Source organism: Streptomyces sp. AN091965 (assembly GCF_022698285.1).
Classification (GTDB): domain Bacteria; phylum Actinomycetota; class Actinomycetes; order Streptomycetales; family Streptomycetaceae; genus Streptomyces.
The window spans coordinates 9,370,696-9,387,226 of sequence record NZ_JALDMY010000001.1; the positions used below are offsets into that span (position 1 = coordinate 9,370,696).

Sequence of the window (16,531 nt, forward strand, 5' to 3'; positions counted from 1 at the left end):
CGACATGCCCGACGCGCTCAGCGCCCCCATGGTCGTGGAGTTCCCCTTCACCCGCTCCCTCGGCCCCGTCCAGTCCGCCTTCCTCACCGGCCTGCGCGCCCGCACCGTGCTCGGCGTGCGCACCGCCGCGGGCCGGGTGCTCGTCCCGCCCGTCGAGTACGACCCCGAGACCGCCGAGGAGATACGGGACCTGGTCGAGGTCGCCGCCACCGGCACCGTCACCACCTGGGCCTGGAACCCCGCACCCCGGCGCGGCCAGCCCCTCGACACCCCCTTCGCCTGGGTCCTCGTCCGCCTCGACGGGGCTGACACCGCGCTCCTCCACGCCCTGGACGCGGCAGGGCCCGACGCCGTCCGCACCGGTCTGCGCGTGCGCGTCCGCTGGGCCGCCGAACGCACCGGCGCCATCACGGACATCGCCTGCTTCGAACCCTGGGAGCCCGGGGAGAGCGAGCCGACGGATCATCAGACCCCCGCGCACAGCGGCACGTTCGCGGGCGAGGCCGTGACCGGGATCGTCGCCCCCGCCCGCCTCGACTACACCTACACCCCGGGCCGCGCCCAGACCGGCTACCTGGCAGCCCTGGCCGAGCGCCGCGCCGTCGGCGAGCGCTGCCCGCGCTGCCGCAAGGTGTACGTACCGCCGCGCGGCGCCTGCCCCACCTGCGGGGTCGCCACCACCGAACAGGTGGAGGTCGGGCCGCGCGGCACCGTCACCACCTTCTGCGTGGTCAACATCAAGGCCAAGAACCTCGATATCGAGGTGCCCTATGTGTACGCGCACATCGCCCTGGACGGCGCCGACCTCGCCCTGCACGGGCGCATCGGCGGCATCCCGTACGACCAGGTCCGCATGGGGCTGCGCGTCGAACCGGTGTGGTCCGAGGACGGGCTTCACCCCGACCACTACCGGCCGACCGGCGAGCCGGACGCCGACTACGACACGTACAAGGAGCTGCTGTGACAGGGGAGTTCACCGGCATGCCCAGGGACGTGGCGATCGTCGCCTGCGCACAGAGCGACCACCGGCGCCGTACCGACGAGCTCTCCGAGGTGGAGATGCTCATGCCGGTCCTGCACGAGGTCCTGGAGCGGACCGGCCTGACCACCGCCGACATCGGCTTCACCTGCTCCGGATCCAGCGACTACCTCGCGGGCCGGGCCTTCTCCTTCACCATGGCGCTCGACGGCGTCGGCGCCTGGCCGCCGATCTCCGAGTCGCACGTCGAGATGGACGGCGCCTGGGCGCTGTACGAGGCCTGGGTGAAGCTCCTGACCGGCGACGCGGACACCGCACTCGTCTACGCCTACGGCAAGTCCTCGCCCGGATCCGTGCGGGACGTCCTCACCCGCCAGCTCGACCCCTACTACGTGGCCCCGCTGTGGCCCGACTCCATCGCCCTCGCCGCCCTCCAGGCCCAGGCCCTCATCGACGCGGGCCACACCGACGAGCCCGCCCTCGCCGCCGTGGCCGCCCGCAGCCGGGACGCGGCCGACGGCAACGCCCACGCGCAGCTGCCCGGCGCGCGCCCGCAGGGGGAGTACGTCGTCCGCCCGCTGCGCACCGGCGACTGCCCGCCCATCGGCGACGGAGCCGTCGCCGTGGTCCTGGCGGCCGGGGACCGGGCCCGCGCGCTGTGCGCGCGCCCCGCCTGGATCCGCGGCATGGACCACCGCGTCGAGGCCCACTCCCTCGGCGTCCGCGACCTCACCGACTCGCCCTCCACGCGCCTGGCCGCCGAGCGCGCCGGAGCCTTCGCGCGTCCCGTCGACACCGCCGAGCTGCACGCGCCCTTCACCTCCCAGGAAGTCGTGCTGCGCAAGGCGCTCCGGCTCGACGACGGCGTCCTCGTCAACCCTTCGGGCGGCGCGCTCGCCGCCCACCCCGTCATGGCCGCCGGGCTCGTCCGCGTCGCCGAGGCCGCCGGGCGGATCCACCGCGGCGCGTCCGACCGCGCGCTCGCCCACGCCACCTCAGGCCCCTGCCTCCAGCAGAACCTGGTCGCCGTCCTGGAAGGGGAGCCCCGTGCCTGAAGCCGCCGTGTCGAAGGAGCCCGTCGCGGTCGTCGGGATCGGCCAGACCAAGCACGTCGCCGCCCGCCGCGACGTGTCCCTCGCCGGGCTCGTCCGCGAGGCCGCCCGCCGCGCGCTCGACGACGCCGAGCTGGACTGGGCCGACATCGACGCCGTCGTCATCGGCAAGGCCCCCGACTTCTTCGAGGGCGTCATGATGCCCGAGCTGTACCTCGCCGACGCGCTCGGCGCGGTCGGCAAGCCCCTGCTGCGCGTGCACACCGCGGGCTCCGTCGGCGGCTCCACCGCGCTCGTCGCCGCCAACCTCGTCGCGAGCCGCGTCCAGCGCACCGTGCTCACCCTGGCCTTCGAGAAGCAGTCGGAGTCCAACGCCATGTGGGGGCTCTCCTTGCCCATCCCCTTCCAGCAGCCGCTGCTCGCGGGCGCGGGCGGCTTCTTCGCCCCGCACGTGCGCGCGTACATGCGGCGCAGCGGCGCCCCCGACGCCGTCGGCTCCCTGGTCGCGTACAAGGACCGGCGCAACGCGCTGAAGAACCCCTACGCGCACCTGCACGAACACGACATCACCCTGGAGAAGGTCCGGTCCTCGCCCATGCTGTGGGACCCCATCCGCTACTCCGAGACCTGCCCGTCGTCCGACGGCGCCTGCGCCATGGTGCTCACCGACCGCGCCGGGGCCGCCCGCGCGCCCCGCCCGCCCGCCTGGGTGCACGGCGGCGCGATGCGCAGCGAACCCACGATGTTCGCGGGCAAGGACTACGTGTCGCCGCGTGCCGGGCGGGACTGTGCCGCCGACGTCTACCGGCAGGCGGGCATCGGCGACCCGCGCCGCCAGATCGACGCCGTGGAGATGTACGTGCCCTTCTCCTGGTACGAGCCGATGTGGCTGGAGAACCTCGGGTTCGCCGCCGAGGGCGAGGGCTGGAAGCTCACCGAGTCCGGCGTGACAGAACTGGACGGTGACCTTCCGGTGAATATGTCGGGCGGTGTCCTGTCGACCAACCCCATCGGAGCGTCCGGCATGATCCGCTTCGCGGAGGCCGCGCTCCAGGTGCGCGGCCAGGCCGGGGAGCACCAAGTCGACGGCGCCCGCAGGGCACTTGGGCACGCCTACGGCGGCGGCTCGCAGTTCTTCTCGATGTGGCTCGTCGGGTCCGCGCCTCCCGCGACCTGACGCGTGTGCTTCCGCCCCGCCGCCGTCCTCTCGTCGCGGCCTGTGCGGCACCGGGGCGGAAAGCTAGGCTGGCGGCGGACGACGCACTGGGAGGAGCACGGACGTGGCCGACAGCACCACCACCACTCAGCAGCATCCGCTGGCGGGCTGGGAGAAGCCGGATCTGGACCTCAGCGCCGCCGAATGGCGGTCGAGCAGCGAGGGCCGCGGGGACGTGCAGATCGCCTTCGTCGAGGGCTTCATCGCGATGCGCAACAGCGGGCGTCCGGAGAGCCCTTCGCTGATCTTCACGCCCGCGGAGTGGGGGGCGTTCGTGCACGGGGCCCGGGAGGGGCGCTTCGACCTGACGTGACCGCCGGTGGCCGTCGGCCACCGGCGGTCACGTGTCGGCCGCGCCGCCCCGGGCGGGCGCGGACCGGAGGAGACCGGGCCCGGCATACCCGGCCCGGGGGCGGGCGCCCCTCGTCGGGTCAGCCCGCGATGTCGCGCACCACGCGCAGCGCGACGTCCACGTCCCGCGGTGAGTTCATGACGCCGGTGCCGATCCGCGCGTACCCCAGGCTGTCGTGGTAGAGCGAGGACAGTCGGACCCCGCGCTCGGCCGCCTTCTCGACCACGGCGGAACCGGGCAGGTCCCGCACGCTGAAGCAGGTGATGCCCGCGGACATCCCGGGCGCCACGGGCGTGTGCAGCCGTACGCCCGGGATGCGGGCGAGCCCCTCCTTGGCCCGCGTCGACAGCTCCGTGATCCGCCCGGCGACCCGGGAGCGGCCCAGGGCCTGGTGGAACGCGACGGACACCGGCAGGGCGAAGGCGTGCTCGTAGGCGAGGAATCCCCCCGGTGACAGCGCGGCGGCGCCTTCCTCCCCCATGAAGCTCGCGAACGTCGGGCGCACCTGAGCCAGGGCGTGCGGAGCCAGCCACACCAGGGCGGTGCCGCGCGGCCCGAGCAGCCACTTGTGCGTGCCCGCGACCACCACGTCGGCACCCAGGCGCGCGGCGTCGGCGTCCACCGCGGCGAGCCCGTGCACCCCGTCGACCACCAGGAGACAGCGATCGGCCTCCTTGCGTCCCCGGTTCGCCTCCCGGACCACCTTGGCGATGGCCTCGACCGGCATCCGCACCCCGGTCCTGGACTGTACCCAAGTGATCCCGAGGACACGGGTCGTGGGGCGCAGCTGCGCACGGACCGCGCTCACCACCTCCTCGGCGGTGGCCTCCCCGGAGTCGGCGAACCACGGGGCGAGGCGCACCCGGGCCCCGTGCTTCTCCGCCGCCAGGCGCGCGGCGCCCTGGTGCACCGAGTGGTCGTCCTCGCTGAGCAGGAACTCCTGGCCGGGGCGGACGCGCACGCCGTTGTACACGAGGCCGAGGCCGATGGTGGTGCTCGCGGCGAGCGCGATGTGGTCGGCTTCGCCGCCCAAGTACCCGGCGAGGGCCGTCCGTACGCGGTCCCAGCCCGTCGGCCCGTCGGGCAGGGACAGCTTCGTCGGCACCAGCATCGGATCGGCGTCGAGCTGCCGGGCCAGATGGTCCACGGCCGCCCGCACCGCCCGCGGCTGCGAGGCCAGATAGAACGTCGCCAGATGGACCCAGGCCGGGTCGAGACGGAACTGCGCCCGCACCGCTCCCCAGTCCGGCCGTCCGTCCGGCCCCAGGAGCCGCCGGCCGCTCGCCGGTGCGGTGTCGACCGCCCCGGCGACCCCGGCGCCCCACGCGGCCACCGCCGCGGATCCGACCGCACCCGCCAGCACACTCCGCCTATCCATCCTGATACCTCCAGAAATCTCCCGACCGACGGTAAGCACTTGAACGGAACGCCGGGGAACCGTCAAGTCGGCGAACCGGTCACTCATGACCCTGCGGAATCTTCAACTCCCCTATCTGTCAACGGACTTGCTCTGCACAATGCTTTCTGTGCCGCCTTACGACTACCTGGAGTTCACCCTTGACGACGGAGTCCGCGTCCGTCTCGAACTGGCAGCCGCGGGGGAAGCCCCCGCCGCCGCGCCCGACGGAGTGGAGGCCGACCTGCCGAGAGGAATCTCCGGAGTGACCCCCGTGGGAAGCGGGGCGCGCGTGGGCACCCTCGCCACGGACGCGCTGCGCTCCGTCCTGAGCCCGCTGGGCCCCGTCCTGCAACAGGTGCACGACGCCGTGCGCGGCATCCCCGACCCGCCCCGCGAACTCTCCGTGGACTTCGGCATCCAGATCGGCCAGGACCTGCGGCTCGGCATCGTCGGCGCGGGCGGCCAGGCGAGCATGACCGTCTCGGCGACCTGGGAGCTGTCCCCGCGGACCGAGAGATGAACTGGTTCGCGGCGACCGGGGACGACCGGCACGGGGACGCCCGCGGGGCACTGGTGCGCGTCCTGAGCGCGGACCGGACGCGCACCGCGGGCGCGGGCGTCTACCTCTGCGGACGCACCCTCCTGACCTGCGCCCACGTGGTCAACGCGGCCCTGGGGCAGCGGATGCTCAGCCCGCGGGACCCCGGCGGCGTCACGCTGGACGTGTCCTTCCCCGTACTCTCCGCCGCCACTACGCGCCCCGCCCGCCTGGTGGCGTGGATACCGCCCCGCGCGCACCACCTCGGCCCCGTCCCCGACGGCTCCCTGAAGTGGGAGGGCGACCTGGCCGTCCTGGAGCTGAGGGAGGAGCCGCCGCCGCCCGTCGGCCCCGTCCGCTGGCTGGAGATGACACGGGGGCAGGAGGTCAGGGCCTGGTACGGCGCCGGGCAGCCCTTCTCCTACGCCGACGCGCGCGTGGCCTCCTACGACGACGGCGTCGGCTACCTCGACGGACAGCTGTCGGGCGCCGCCGTCGACGAGGGCTACAGCGGCGGACCCCTGTGGTGCCTCGCCGACGGCGCCGCCGTGGGCCTGGTCATGGGCCGCATCACCGCCCCGGACACCGCGCTCTTGGCCCAGCACACGGTCCGGCGCAGCTGGGGCCTCGGCTGGCAGTCCGTGCTGCTCGAACTGCGCCGCGCCGGAGCCCTGCCCGAGCCGTACCTGGCCGGTCTCGCGCAGGCCTCGGCGCCGCTCGCGGGGCCGGGCGGCGAGTCCGACGCGCACGAGACCGTGCGGGACATGATGGTCGGCCCCCTGCACCTGCTGCTCGGCGACCCCACGGCCCGCGCCGCCCACGCCACCGTGCTCGCCGGTGAACTCGGCCTGCGCGCCCCCACCGACGGCACCGCGCCCTCCGTGGCCGAACTGGCCCAGCTGCTCACCCGCACCGAGCGGGCGCTGCCCACCCTCGCCGAGTCCCTCGCGCCCACCGTGGCCGACGACCCGCGCGGCCGCGGCGAGCTCGACCGGCTGCTCGCCCTCGGGCGTCTGACGGGCGCCGCGCGTCTGCTCTCGGTCGCCGAACACCGGCTGCTGCGCGCCAAGTTCGAGCACCTGTGCCGACACGACCCGGGCCTGCTCCACCGCGCGGCGACCGCCGCCCTGCCCTATCTGGACCTGCCGCACTCCCTGCACGCGGCCCGGCTCGCGCCCGCCGCCGTCGACGGAGTGCTGCGCGAGCTGGAGACCTGGCCCGGCGACAGCTCCCCGGTGCCCGACGAGACGCCCCGGCTGCCCGCCCTGCTGCGCGTCGTCGAGTACGTGGCGGCCGAGACCGGCGGCCTTGCCTGCCGGGCCCTGCAGGAGTGGAGCGGCCGGGTCGCCGCCCGCCTCGGCATCCACGCCTCCGCGCTGCGCGAGCGCCGCGCCGACGCCGAGCGCTGGTCGCAGCGGTCCGCCCCGGCCGGGGCCCGGATCCTGGTGGAGCTCGACCGGCACGCCAAGGACCCCGCCGACCACTACCGCTGCGCGGTGTGGCGGCTGCGCGCGGACGGCACCGCGGCCCGCGCGGTCACCGGCACCGAACACCCCCGCGCGGGACGCGAGATCGCCCGGCTCATCCGCGAGGTCGCGGGCGGCACCGAGGGCGCCGAACGCGGCGTGGCCCTCGTCGCCGTCTCCGTACCCCCGGACGCGCTGGAACTGCCGGTGGACGAGTGGGACGGGGCGGGCGTCGACGAGTACATCCCCGCACCGCTCGGTGAGGACTTCCACCTCATCCTGCGCTGTCCGCGGCTGCGGCGGCGCTCCCGCACCGGCGCCGCCGACCTCACCCGGCGCTGGAACGCGCGCCACCGCGGCGACCCGCTGCGCGCCGACCGCACCGTCGGCGGCCGGGCGGGCCTGATCGGCCTGCTCAAGACGGTCCACCGGGACACCGCCCGCGTCCTGGTCCAGGGCACGGCCGCCCAGCGCGTCGAACTGCTCCCCGTCTGCCTGGTGATGGGCGTGCCCATCGTGCTGTGGGACCGCGGCCCCCGGGCCCCCGAGGCGGACCCGGACCTCGACGGGCTGACCCCCGACGGGCCCGTCGACCAGCTCCCCGAGCGCGTCCGGCACTTCCGGGTGCGCGCGTACGCCGATCCGCGGACCAGCACCCGCCCCGCGCTGGTGTGGGAGGACATCGAGATGCCGCTGCCCGACGAACTGCAGCTCGCCGACCCCGCCGAGGGCCTCGCGGGCCCGGGCGACGGCGGCGAGGGAACGGAGCGGGCGACATGAGCGGGCACGACGACTGGCGGCTGTTCCGCGGCGACCGCGTGGCCCGGCGGGTGGAGCTGCCCGAGGCCCCGCCCTGGCGCCGCTTCCCCGACGGCTCCGGCGCCCGCCCCAGGCCCCGCCCGTACCTGATCGGCCGCGCCGAGGCCGACGTGGTGAGCGCGGCGCTGCACCTGCGCCGGCCCCTGCTCGTCACCGGCCACCCCGGCACCGGCAAGTCGTCGCTCGCGCACGCCGTCGCCCACGAACTCACCCTCGGCCCGGTGCTCCAGTGGGCCGTCAACAGCCGCTCGGCCCTCAAGGACGCCCTGTACGGGTACGACGCCATCGGCCGCCTGCGCGAGACCCATCTGCGCCGGGAGCGCGACGCGGGGGAGCCGGGCATCGGCACCTTCGTCCGGCTCGGCCCGCTGGGCACGGCCCTGGTGCCCCGCGACCGGCCCCGCGTCCTGCTCGTCGACGAGCTCGACAAGGGCGACGTGGACCTGCCCAACGACCTCCTGACCGTGTTCGAGGAGGGCGAGTTCGAGATCCCCGAACTGTCCCGGCTCCCGGACGACCAGTCCGAGGTGCCGGTCCTCACCCACGGAGCCGACGGCGAATGGGTCACGGTCACGCGCGGCCGGGTGCGCTGCCACGAGTTCCCCGTCGTGGTGATCACCAGCAACGGCGAGCGCGACTTCCCGCCCGCCTTCATGCGCCGCTGCGTGCGCCTGGCCCTGCCGGACCCCGACGAGGCCCGGCTGCGGGAGATCGTGTCGGCCCACCTCGGCGAGGAGGCCCTGGCCGGAGTCGACGACCTCCTGCACGCCTTCCTCAACCGCCGCGCCCCCGGCGAACTGGCCACCGACCAGCTGCTCAACGCCGTGTTCCTGCGCAAGGGCGGCGTCGACCTGGACGCCGAAGGACTCCTGGACGCGGTGCTGCACCGGCTCGGCGGAGCGCTGTAGATGCCCCCCGGTGGCGGGGACCCCGCGGCCGGGCGGACCCGCGGCGAGCCGCCGCCCGCCGTCGGTGAGCCGTCCCCCGTGGTCCTCGGCGTGCTCGGCCGACTGACCGGGCACGACCTGTCCATCCACGAACTGCTCGACGCCGTCTGGCTCGCGGCGCGCCTGCCCCCCGACGGGAACGCGCCCCTCGCCCGGGCGCTCGCCGGCACCGCACTGCCCGCCCCGCCGCCCGGCCCGGCGCAGGAACCCGTACCCGACGCCGACCCGCGCGCCACGGACGGCCCACCCGCCGACGGCACCCCGGCGCCCGGCACCCCGGCGCCGCCCCCGCCACCGGCCCAGCTGCTCGGCGCCCTGCACGCGGCCGCGGCGGCCCGCAGTGCCCCCGAGTTCGCCCGCCTCGGCGCGGCCGACCGGCTTCACCCGGACGACGGAGCGCTGCCGGTACGGGTGCCCGAGGAGAAGGCCCTCGGCGACGAGGAGCTGCGCTTCGGCCGGGCGCTGCGGCTCCTGAAGCAGCCCCAGCCGCATCCGCACCGGCGCGAGTTCGACGAGGCGGCCACGGCGGCGGCCCTCGCCGAGACCGGCCTTCCCGACGTGGTGACCCGGCCCGCCCGGCAGCGCTGGCTCGACCTGGTGCTGCTCATCGACGACGGCGTCTCGATGCTCCTGTGGCGGCGCCTGGCGACCGAGCTGCGCGCCCTCCTGGAGCGCCTCGGCGCGTTCCGCGGCATCCGCGTCCTCGGCCTGGACACCCGCACCCGGCGGGTACCGGTGCTGCGCTCCCGCCCCTTCGACGCGCACTCCCCGCTGCTGTCCCCGGCGTCGGCCGTCGACCCCTCCGGGGGCACCCTGGTCCTGGTCATCAGCGACGGCGTCGGCCCCTGCTGGCGCGACGGACGCATGCGCAAGGCCCTCGGCCGCTGGGCGCGCCAGGGGCCGACCGCCATCCTGCACGCCCTGCCCGCCCATCTGTGGGGCGGCTCGGGCATCCGCTCCGAACCCTGGCTGGTGACCACGCGGCGCCGGGGCGCCGCCAACGACACCTGGTACGTGTCCGACCCGCTGCTGCCCTCCGGGCTCGGGGAGGACTTCGCGGACGTCCCCGTGCCGGTGCTCGAACCCTACCCACCGGCCGTCGCCGCCTGGGCCCGGCTCGTGGCCTCGCCCGGCGCGAGCACCGAACTGCCCCTGCTGGTCCCGCCGCACGCCCCGGCCCCGCGCGGCCGGGCCGACACCCGGGGCGCCGACGCGGCCACCGCCGTGCTGCGGTTCCGGGACGCCGCGTCGCCGGAGGCCTTCCGGCTCGCCGCGCACCTGGCCGCCGTGTCGCCGCTGACCGTGCCCGTGATGCGGCTCGTCCAGGCCGCGGTGGACTGGCGGGCGGACACCGCGCACCTCGCCGAGGTGTTCCTCGGCGGCCTCATGCAGCAGGTCGAACCCGCCGACGGGCGGCTGCCCGCGCAGCACCGCAGGTTCGGGTTCGCCCGCGACGCCCAGGACATCCTGCTCGACACGGCGTCCCCGATCGACCTGCTCCGCACCACCAGGACCGTCACCGAGCGCCTGCGCGCGCTCGTGGGCCGCTCCCCGGACTTCCCCGCCTGGCTCGCCCACCCCTCCGGAACCAGCGAACTCCTGCCCGGCACCCGGCCGTTCGCCTGGCTGGAGGACCGCCTCCTGACCCATCTGGGCGCCCGCCCCATGGCGGCGCCCGCCGCCGAGGGGGCCCCGGTCGAGGAGGAGGTCCTGCTGCCCTCCGGCCTGGAGGCCGCCCCGTCCTGGCTGCCGCTGCGCCTCCAGGACCTGCACGCGCTCGGCCCCTACACGCTGCTGCGCAGGGACGGCGCCGGCGGCACGCCCACCGCGTACATCGCCGAGGACGAGGACGGCCTCCAGGTCCTGCTGCGCGTGTCCTCCTCGTCCGCCTCACCCGTGGCGCGGGAACTGCTGGACAACGAGCGCGGCGCGCTGCGCCGCATGGACGGCGTGTACGCCCCGGCCATCGTGGCCAGCGACCTGCGCGACGTGCCCGTGCCCTGGCTCGCGCTGCGCCTGGACACCCTCGGCGACGGGCGGCCCGCGCCGACGCTGCGCGCGGTCCTCGACGCGGCCGGGCCGCTGGCGGGGACCCCGCTGTTCCTGTGGCTCGGCTGGCATCTGACGCGGGCCGTGAGCCGCTGCCACCGCCGGGGCATCGTGCACGGCTCCCTGACCCCGGGCGCGGTCCTGGTGACCGAGTCGACCCTGCACATCATCAGCTGGACGTCCGCGCGCATCGACGGGGCCTGGAGCGCCTCGGTCGCGGCGATGCCGCCCGCCTCGCCCTACCGGGCGCCCGAGGTGACGTACTGGGGCGAGTCACGGATCACGGCCGGAGACGTGTACTCCCTGGGGGCCGTGCTGCTGCGCGCCGCGACCGGCCGCGCCTGGCAGGGCTACGAGCACGACGCCCTGCGGCGCGACCCGTGGTTCGGGGCGCTCGACGGGGAGCTCGCCGACCTCCTCCTGCGCTGCGTCACGGCCGAACCGGAGGGCAGGCCCACGGTGCGGGAGGTGGCGGACGCCCTCGGCGCCCGGCTGCCCGGCGCGCAGCCGTGGCAGGAGACCGACGACGACGCGCTCGCCCCCGAGACGCCGCAGGAGCGGCGGCGCGCCGAGGAGCCCGATGACGACGACAGCGAGACCTGGACCCGCACCGTCCGCGCGCCGCTGGCGAAGCCGCTGCGGATCGCGCTCGTCGGCGTCAAGGACGGCGCGGGCTGCACCACGACGGCGATGATGCTGGGCGCCGTCCTCGCCGACCAGCGTCAGGAGCGGGTCCTCGCGATCGACGCCGACAAGCACGCGGGGCGGCACGTGCGCATCGGCGGCCGCGTCTTCCGCGGCACGTTCGCGGGCCTGACCGATCTGGCGGCCTCCCTGCCCGAGGTGCGCCGCTTCGAGGACCTCAGCCTGTTCCTGTCGCCGCACCGCTCGGGCCTGATGGTCCTCGCGAACGACTCGGTGTCGCGGCCCTCCGCGGGCGGCCAGTACACCGACCAGGACTTCCGCGAGGTGGTGCGGGCGACGCGGCAGTACTTCCGCCTCACCCTGATCGACTCCGACAAGCCCGTGTCCCTGGTCCTGGAGCACGCCGACCGCGTCGTCATCGTCTCCCGCGCCGACCCCGCCGGGCTCACCCAGGCCCAGCAGACCATGGACCGCCTCGTCACCCTGAACCGCCCCGACCTCGTGGAGGAGGCTGTCGTCGTCCTCAACCACAGCCGCCCCGCCGCCGGTTGGACCCTCGACCCGGGCAACGTACGCGCCCTGCGCTCACGCTGCCGGGGCCTGGTCACCGTCCCTCGCGACGGCCACCTCGCCATGGCCAGCACCATCGAACTGTCCTGGCTGACCCCGGCCGCGTACAAGGCCTACCTGCGGCTCGCCGCGCTGCTGCTCGGGCGGCGGGCGATGTTCCCCTGACGCGCCGCCGGAGCCGGGGCGGGCCCGCCCTCGCTGAGGCCGAACCGGGCGTGGAAGGCGCGCAGGAAGCCGGGGGCGTACCAGGCCGAGCGGCCGAGCAGGCGCATCGCGGCGGGGACGAGGACGCCGCGGACGGCGAGGGCGTCGATGAGGATGGCCAGACCGCTGCCCAGGCCGAAGAGCTGCATGAAGCTGATCTCGGCCGTGCCGAAGGCGAAGAAGCTCACCGCGAGCAGGACGGCCGCCGCGCTGACGATGCGGCCCGTGTGCCCGAGGCCGTCGGCCACGGCGGACTCGTTGTCCGCGCCGAGGTCGTGGAGTTCCTTGATGCGGCTGGTGACGAACACCTCGTAGTCCATGGAGAGGCCGAAGGCGACGCAGAACATCAGCACGGTCATCGACGTCTCCATGGGCTGCGGGGTGAAGCCGAGCAGGCCGGAGAGGTGGCCGTCCTGGAAGATCCAGGTCATGACGCCGAGGGTCGCTCCGAGGCTGACCAGGTTGAGGACCAGCGCGCGCAGCGGCTGCACGACGCTGCCGGTGAAGAGGAAGAGCAGCAGGAACGTGGTGACGGCGATGAGGCCGATGGCGAGCGGGAGCCTGCTGCCGATGGAGTCGTTGGAGTCGACGAGTTCGGCGTCGGCCCCGCCGACCAGCGGGCGCGTCCCGGAGGGCGCCGCGGTCGTCCTGACGCCTTCGACCAGGTCCTTGGCCGCGTCGGACTTGGGTGTCAGGGAGCTCACCACGTTGAGCTGCTGCGCGCCGGGGCGGCCGAGCGCCGCGTTGCCGGGGCCGGTCGCCGTGGACTTCCCGTCGGCGTAGACCCCGGTGCTGGTCTCGACGCGGGCCACGCCCTCCAGCGCGGACAGGCCGACCGCGTACGACTCCAACGGGCCCCTGTCCACCGACTCGTCGATGACGACGTGCAGGGCGGCGGCGTCGTTGCCGTCGAAGTTCTCCCGCAGGGCGGTGGCGACCTCGCGGCTGCGGGCGTCCTCGGGCAGCACGCGCTCGTCGGCCGTGCCGAAGGTGATGCCGAGCAGTGGACTCGCCGCCGCGAGGAGCACCACGAGCACGGGCAGGGCGGTGAGCGCGGGCCGCCGCATCACGGTGCGGGCCAGGCGCCCCCACACCGAGGCCCCGGATCCGGACCGCTCCGGCTTCGCCCACGGCATCCGTCCGCTGTTGACCCGGTGCCCCAGGACGGTGAGCAGCGCGGGCATCACGAACAGGGTGGCGAGGGCCGCGATGACGACGACTCCCACCCCGGAGTAGCCGAACGAGCGGAGGAAGTACTGCGGGAACACCATCAGCGCCGCGAGGGCGGCCGCCACCGTCGCGGCGGAGAAGGCGACCGTACGGCCCGCGGTGCTCATGGTCCGCCGAACGGCGTCCTCCACGCTCGCCCCCGCCGCGAGCTGCTCGCGGAACCGGCTGATCATCAACAGGGCGTAGTCGACGCCGAGTCCGAGCCCGAGGGCCGTGGTCAGATTGATCGCGAAGATGGAGACGTCGGTGACGCTGCCGACGACGTAGAGCTCGGCGAACACCCCCACGACGGCGATGAGCGCGATGGCCAGCGGAAGCAGCGCGGAGACCACTGTGCCGAAGACGACCAGGAGCAGCAGCAGGATCAGCGGTACCGCGATGGTCTCCGCCAGGACGAGGTCCTCCTCGGTCTGCGGCCCCATCTCGTAGCTCACCCCGGCGCTGCCTCCGGCCTCGACCGTGAGGCCGCCCTGGTGGGTGCCCGCGTACGTGTCGATGACGCCCTTGGCGTTCTCCTGCTGCTCGGCGTCACGGCCCTTCACACGGGCGAGCACGAGGGCCTCGCTGCCGTCCTCGGACCGCAGGTCGGGGGTGTCGGTGTCCCAGTACGAGACCACGTTGGTGAGGTCCCGCTCCTTCTTGAGGTCGGCCACCAGGGCCTGGCCGCCGCGCCGGGCGGCCGGGGCGTCGACGCGGCCCTCGGGGGTGCGGACCAGCAGCACCAGGTTGGTCTCCCCGCCGAACTTCTCGTCGATGACGTCCCTGGCCCGGGACGACGGGGAGGCCGGGTCGTCGAAGCCGCCGCCCAGCAGCTTCCCGAACGCACCGGCGCCCAGCGCGCCCATGAGGGCCACCACCACGGTGGCGACGATGAGGACCAGCCGGGACCGACGGATCGCCAGCTCGGCTATGCGTTCGAACACGCGCTCTCTCCTTTGCGCTCCTGGGCAGCGGGTGCGGTGTCGCACTCTTCGGCGCCGCAGGACGACGGTAGGGAGATACAAGAAGATTTGGCAGTGTTAGATTTTCCGAGCAGTTCAATGAATCCCGTCACACCGCCAAGTCCTTCGGCGTACGGTCGCCGTATGACCGCAACGGACGAACGCGCCACGGCCCGGCCCTCCTTGCGCGAGCGGCGCCGCGCCGCGGCCACCCGGGAGATCCTGGAAGCCGCCGAGTCACAGATCGCCGAACACGGCCCCGCGGCCCTGTCCCTGCGTGCCGTCGCCCGGAGCCTCGGCATGACGGTGCAGGCGCTCTACCACTACTTCCCGAGCCGCGACGACCTGGTCACCGCACTCATCGCGAAGACGTACGACGACCTGGCCGCCGCCATGCGGGCGGGCCTCGACGCGGCGGCCGACGAGCCGGGCACACAGGGCGTCGTGGCCGTGACCGAGGCCTACCGCCAGTGGGCCATCGACCACCCCGAGCGGTTCCAACTCCTGTACGGCACGCCCCTGCGGTACTACGCGGCGCCGCCCGAGGGCCCCACCACCCAGGCCGTGCGCCGCATGGGCGCGATGTTCGAGAGCGAGCTGTTCGGCGGGTTCACCCCGGAGCAACTCGCCGCGGCCGACGTGCCGGAGCTCTCGCCCGCGCTCCGGGAACACTTCGAGCGGCTGCCCGCGGACGGCATGGGCTCGCTGCCGCCGCCCGCGATCGCCCTGCTCATGAGCGCGTGGGGGCATCTGCACGGCCTGGTCGTCCTGGAGGTGTTCGGGCACACCTCCTTCATCGGTGACCACCAGGCCGAGGTCTTCCGCCTGGCGGTGCGGACCATGGTCGAGGATCTGCACCGCCGGATCCCGCCCGCGGGTGCGGACGTCACGTGACGTTGACGGCCGCCCAGGCGGCGCCCACCGCGCGGTGTTCGGCGCTGTCCGTGCCGTACAGGGCCGCGGCCGCCGCGAGCGTCGCGGTGCGCGCGGAGCGGTAGGCGCTGGTGGACGTCATGTACAGGGTGAGCGCGCGGAACCAGATGCGCTCCGCCGCGGCCCGGCCGACGCCGGTGACGGGCTTGCCGTCGTACGTCGGGCTGTCGTAGCTGACGCCGCCCACGACCTTGGGGCCGCTGCCCTCGGCGAGCAGATAGAAGAAGTGGTTGGCGGGCCCGGCGGAGTAGGCGGGCGGGAGCTGGCCGATGCCCGCGTACCAGTAGTCCTTGGACTGGCCGTCCCGGGACGGGCGGTCCATGTAGCGCAGGGCGGTCTGGCCGCCCGCGTCGATGCGCTCGCCGAAGAGGTAGTCGCCGGGGTCGGCCGGGTTGGCCGCGCGGAACTCCACGGCGGCCGCGACCATGTCGCTCGTCGCCTCGTTGAGGCCGCCCGGCTCCCCGGAGAAGCCGAGGCCCGCGGTGGCCGCCGTGACGCCGTGGGCCATCTCGTGCGCGCCGACCTCGATGCGGATCAGGGGCCTGGCGGGGTTCGACGTGCCGTCGCCGTAGGTCACGCAGTTGGAGGCGGACTCGTAGAACGCGTTGACGTAGTTGCGGCCGTAGTGGACGCGGCTGCACCCGCCCTTGCCGTCGCCGCGCACGCCCTTGCGGCCGTGGACCTCCAGCAGGTAGTCCCAGAACACCGCGTGGATGTAGTGCGCCGCCACCGCGTCGGACTGACGGCCGCCCTCGCACCAGGTGTTGTCGTCGTCGGTCACCACGGTGCCGGACCCGCCGGTGCCGTTCTGCATGTCGTACGTCTTGTGGTTGCCGCGCTTGGGGTCGTTGAGCTCGTAGCGCCCGGTGGCCGGGTTGTACGTGGTGTCGAGCGGGACGCGGCCCACGTTCGTGCCGCAGCCCACCCCGGCCACCGCGCGCGGCCCGGCCGGGCTCGCGCCGGCGAGACCGCCCTGGAGGGCCGAGGCCACGACGACGGCGGTGGTGAGCAGGAGCCGGGCTCCGGTGCGGCGGGTGCGACGGCGGGGAGTACGGGGCGGGGCCATGTCGGCTCCTTCCGGCGGCTGGTGCGCGGGGCGGGTGGGGGAGTGGGCCGGAACGAGCCTGCCAGGACGGCGATGGATTGTCAGGACCGCGACAAGCCATCGCGGTGTGCTGGAACCCGCCGCGG

The 16,531-nt window shown here is 74.8% G+C and carries 12 protein-coding genes; 9 read left to right on the forward strand and 3 right to left on the reverse strand.

Annotation, left to right across the window (positions count from 1 at the left end; all coding sequences use genetic code 11):
- Window positions 1-4 precede the first annotated feature (4 nt).
- The 4 genes from MQV74_RS38670 (at window position 5) to MQV74_RS38685 (ending at window position 3,560) form a co-directional block, all read left to right on the forward strand.
- On the forward strand, window positions 5-964 hold the full coding sequence (locus MQV74_RS38670) for a Zn-ribbon domain-containing OB-fold protein (RefSeq protein ID WP_242728175.1): 960 nt from the start codon (window positions 5-7) through the stop codon (window positions 962-964).
- Between the two features lie 17 nt (window positions 965-981).
- Window positions 982-2,034 (forward strand): thiolase domain-containing protein, encoded by a 1,053-nt coding sequence (locus MQV74_RS38675; protein WP_242729372.1) that lies wholly within the window; start codon window positions 982-984, stop codon window positions 2,032-2,034.
- A 7-nt stretch (window positions 2,035-2,041) separates the two neighbouring features.
- Window positions 2,042-3,208 (forward strand): thiolase domain-containing protein, encoded by a 1,167-nt coding sequence (locus MQV74_RS38680; RefSeq protein ID WP_242729373.1) that lies wholly within the window; start codon window positions 2,042-2,044, stop codon window positions 3,206-3,208.
- 103 nt (window positions 3,209-3,311) lie between these two features.
- A complete protein-coding gene (locus MQV74_RS38685; RefSeq protein WP_138965071.1) occupies window positions 3,312-3,560 on the forward strand; it encodes a DUF397 domain-containing protein in 249 nt (82 codons plus the stop codon).
- Between the two features lie 118 nt (window positions 3,561-3,678).
- On the opposite strand, the gene MQV74_RS38690 is transcribed toward MQV74_RS38685, so the two are convergent.
- Complete coding sequence (locus tag MQV74_RS38690) at window positions 3,679-4,977, reverse strand: aminotransferase class V-fold PLP-dependent enzyme (protein ID WP_242728176.1); 1,299 nt, start codon at window positions 4,975-4,977, stop codon at window positions 3,679-3,681.
- 148 nt (window positions 4,978-5,125) lie between these two features.
- On the opposite strand from MQV74_RS38690, the gene MQV74_RS38695 reads away from it, so the two are divergent.
- From MQV74_RS38695 to MQV74_RS38710, 4 genes are read left to right on the forward strand one after another with little or no spacing between them, the layout of a single operon-like run.
- On the forward strand, window positions 5,126-5,518 hold the full coding sequence (locus MQV74_RS38695) for a CU044_2847 family protein (RefSeq protein ID WP_242728177.1): 393 nt from the start codon (window positions 5,126-5,128) through the stop codon (window positions 5,516-5,518).
- Window positions 5,515-7,782: a VMAP-C domain-containing protein gene (locus MQV74_RS38700; protein WP_242728178.1), complete on the forward strand. Its 2,268-nt coding sequence runs from the start codon at window positions 5,515-5,517 to the stop codon at window positions 7,780-7,782. Before MQV74_RS38695 ends, MQV74_RS38700 begins: the two co-directional genes overlap by 4 nt.
- A complete protein-coding gene (locus MQV74_RS38705) occupies window positions 7,779-8,729 on the forward strand; it encodes an AAA family ATPase (RefSeq protein ID WP_242728179.1) in 951 nt (316 codons plus the stop codon). Before MQV74_RS38700 ends, MQV74_RS38705 begins: the two co-directional genes overlap by 4 nt.
- Complete coding sequence (locus MQV74_RS38710) at window positions 8,730-12,197, forward strand: SAV_2336 N-terminal domain-related protein (protein ID WP_242728180.1); 3,468 nt, start codon at window positions 8,730-8,732, stop codon at window positions 12,195-12,197.
- Here MQV74_RS38710 and MQV74_RS38715 read toward each other — a convergent pair.
- Complete coding sequence (locus tag MQV74_RS38715) at window positions 12,146-14,389, reverse strand: MMPL family transporter (protein WP_242728181.1); 2,244 nt, start codon at window positions 14,387-14,389, stop codon at window positions 12,146-12,148. The two genes, MQV74_RS38710 and MQV74_RS38715, sit on opposite strands and share 52 nt — an antisense overlap.
- Before the next feature lie 162 nt (window positions 14,390-14,551).
- Between MQV74_RS38715 and MQV74_RS38720 the strand changes: the two genes are divergently transcribed.
- On the forward strand, window positions 14,552-15,301 hold the full coding sequence (locus tag MQV74_RS38720) for a TetR/AcrR family transcriptional regulator (RefSeq protein WP_242728182.1): 750 nt from the start codon (window positions 14,552-14,554) through the stop codon (window positions 15,299-15,301).
- On the opposite strand, the gene MQV74_RS38725 is transcribed toward MQV74_RS38720, so the two are convergent.
- Window positions 15,294-16,406: a M4 family metallopeptidase gene (locus MQV74_RS38725; protein ID WP_278194314.1), complete on the reverse strand. Its 1,113-nt coding sequence runs from the start codon at window positions 16,404-16,406 to the stop codon at window positions 15,294-15,296. The two genes, MQV74_RS38720 and MQV74_RS38725, sit on opposite strands and share 8 nt — an antisense overlap.
- Between the last annotated feature and the right edge of the window lie 125 nt (window positions 16,407-16,531).

What these genes read in the sequence shown, in the direction of transcription:
- MQV74_RS38675 (WP_242729372.1), top strand. Translation starts at nt 982, where the DNA reads ATGCCCAGGGACGTGGCGATCGTCGCCTGCGCACAGAGCGACCACCGG.
- MQV74_RS38670 (WP_242728175.1), top strand. Translation starts at nt 5, where the DNA reads ATGCCCGACGCGCTCAGCGCCCCCATGGTCGTGGAGTTCCCCTTCACC.
- MQV74_RS38705 (WP_242728179.1), top strand. Translation starts at nt 7,779, where the DNA reads ATGAGCGGGCACGACGACTGGCGGCTGTTCCGCGGCGACCGCGTGGCC.
- MQV74_RS38710 (WP_242728180.1), top strand. Translation starts at nt 8,730, where the DNA reads ATGCCCCCCGGTGGCGGGGACCCCGCGGCCGGGCGGACCCGCGGCGAG.
- MQV74_RS38700 (WP_242728178.1), top strand. Translation starts at nt 5,515, where the DNA reads ATGAACTGGTTCGCGGCGACCGGGGACGACCGGCACGGGGACGCCCGC.
- MQV74_RS38725 (WP_278194314.1), bottom strand. Translation starts at nt 16,406, where the DNA reads ATGGCCCCGCCCCGTACTCCCCGCCGTCGCACCCGCCGCACCGGAGCC.
- MQV74_RS38690 (WP_242728176.1), bottom strand. Translation starts at nt 4,977, where the DNA reads ATGGATAGGCGGAGTGTGCTGGCGGGTGCGGTCGGATCCGCGGCGGTG.
- MQV74_RS38720 (WP_242728182.1), top strand. Translation starts at nt 14,552, where the DNA reads ATGACCGCAACGGACGAACGCGCCACGGCCCGGCCCTCCTTGCGCGAG.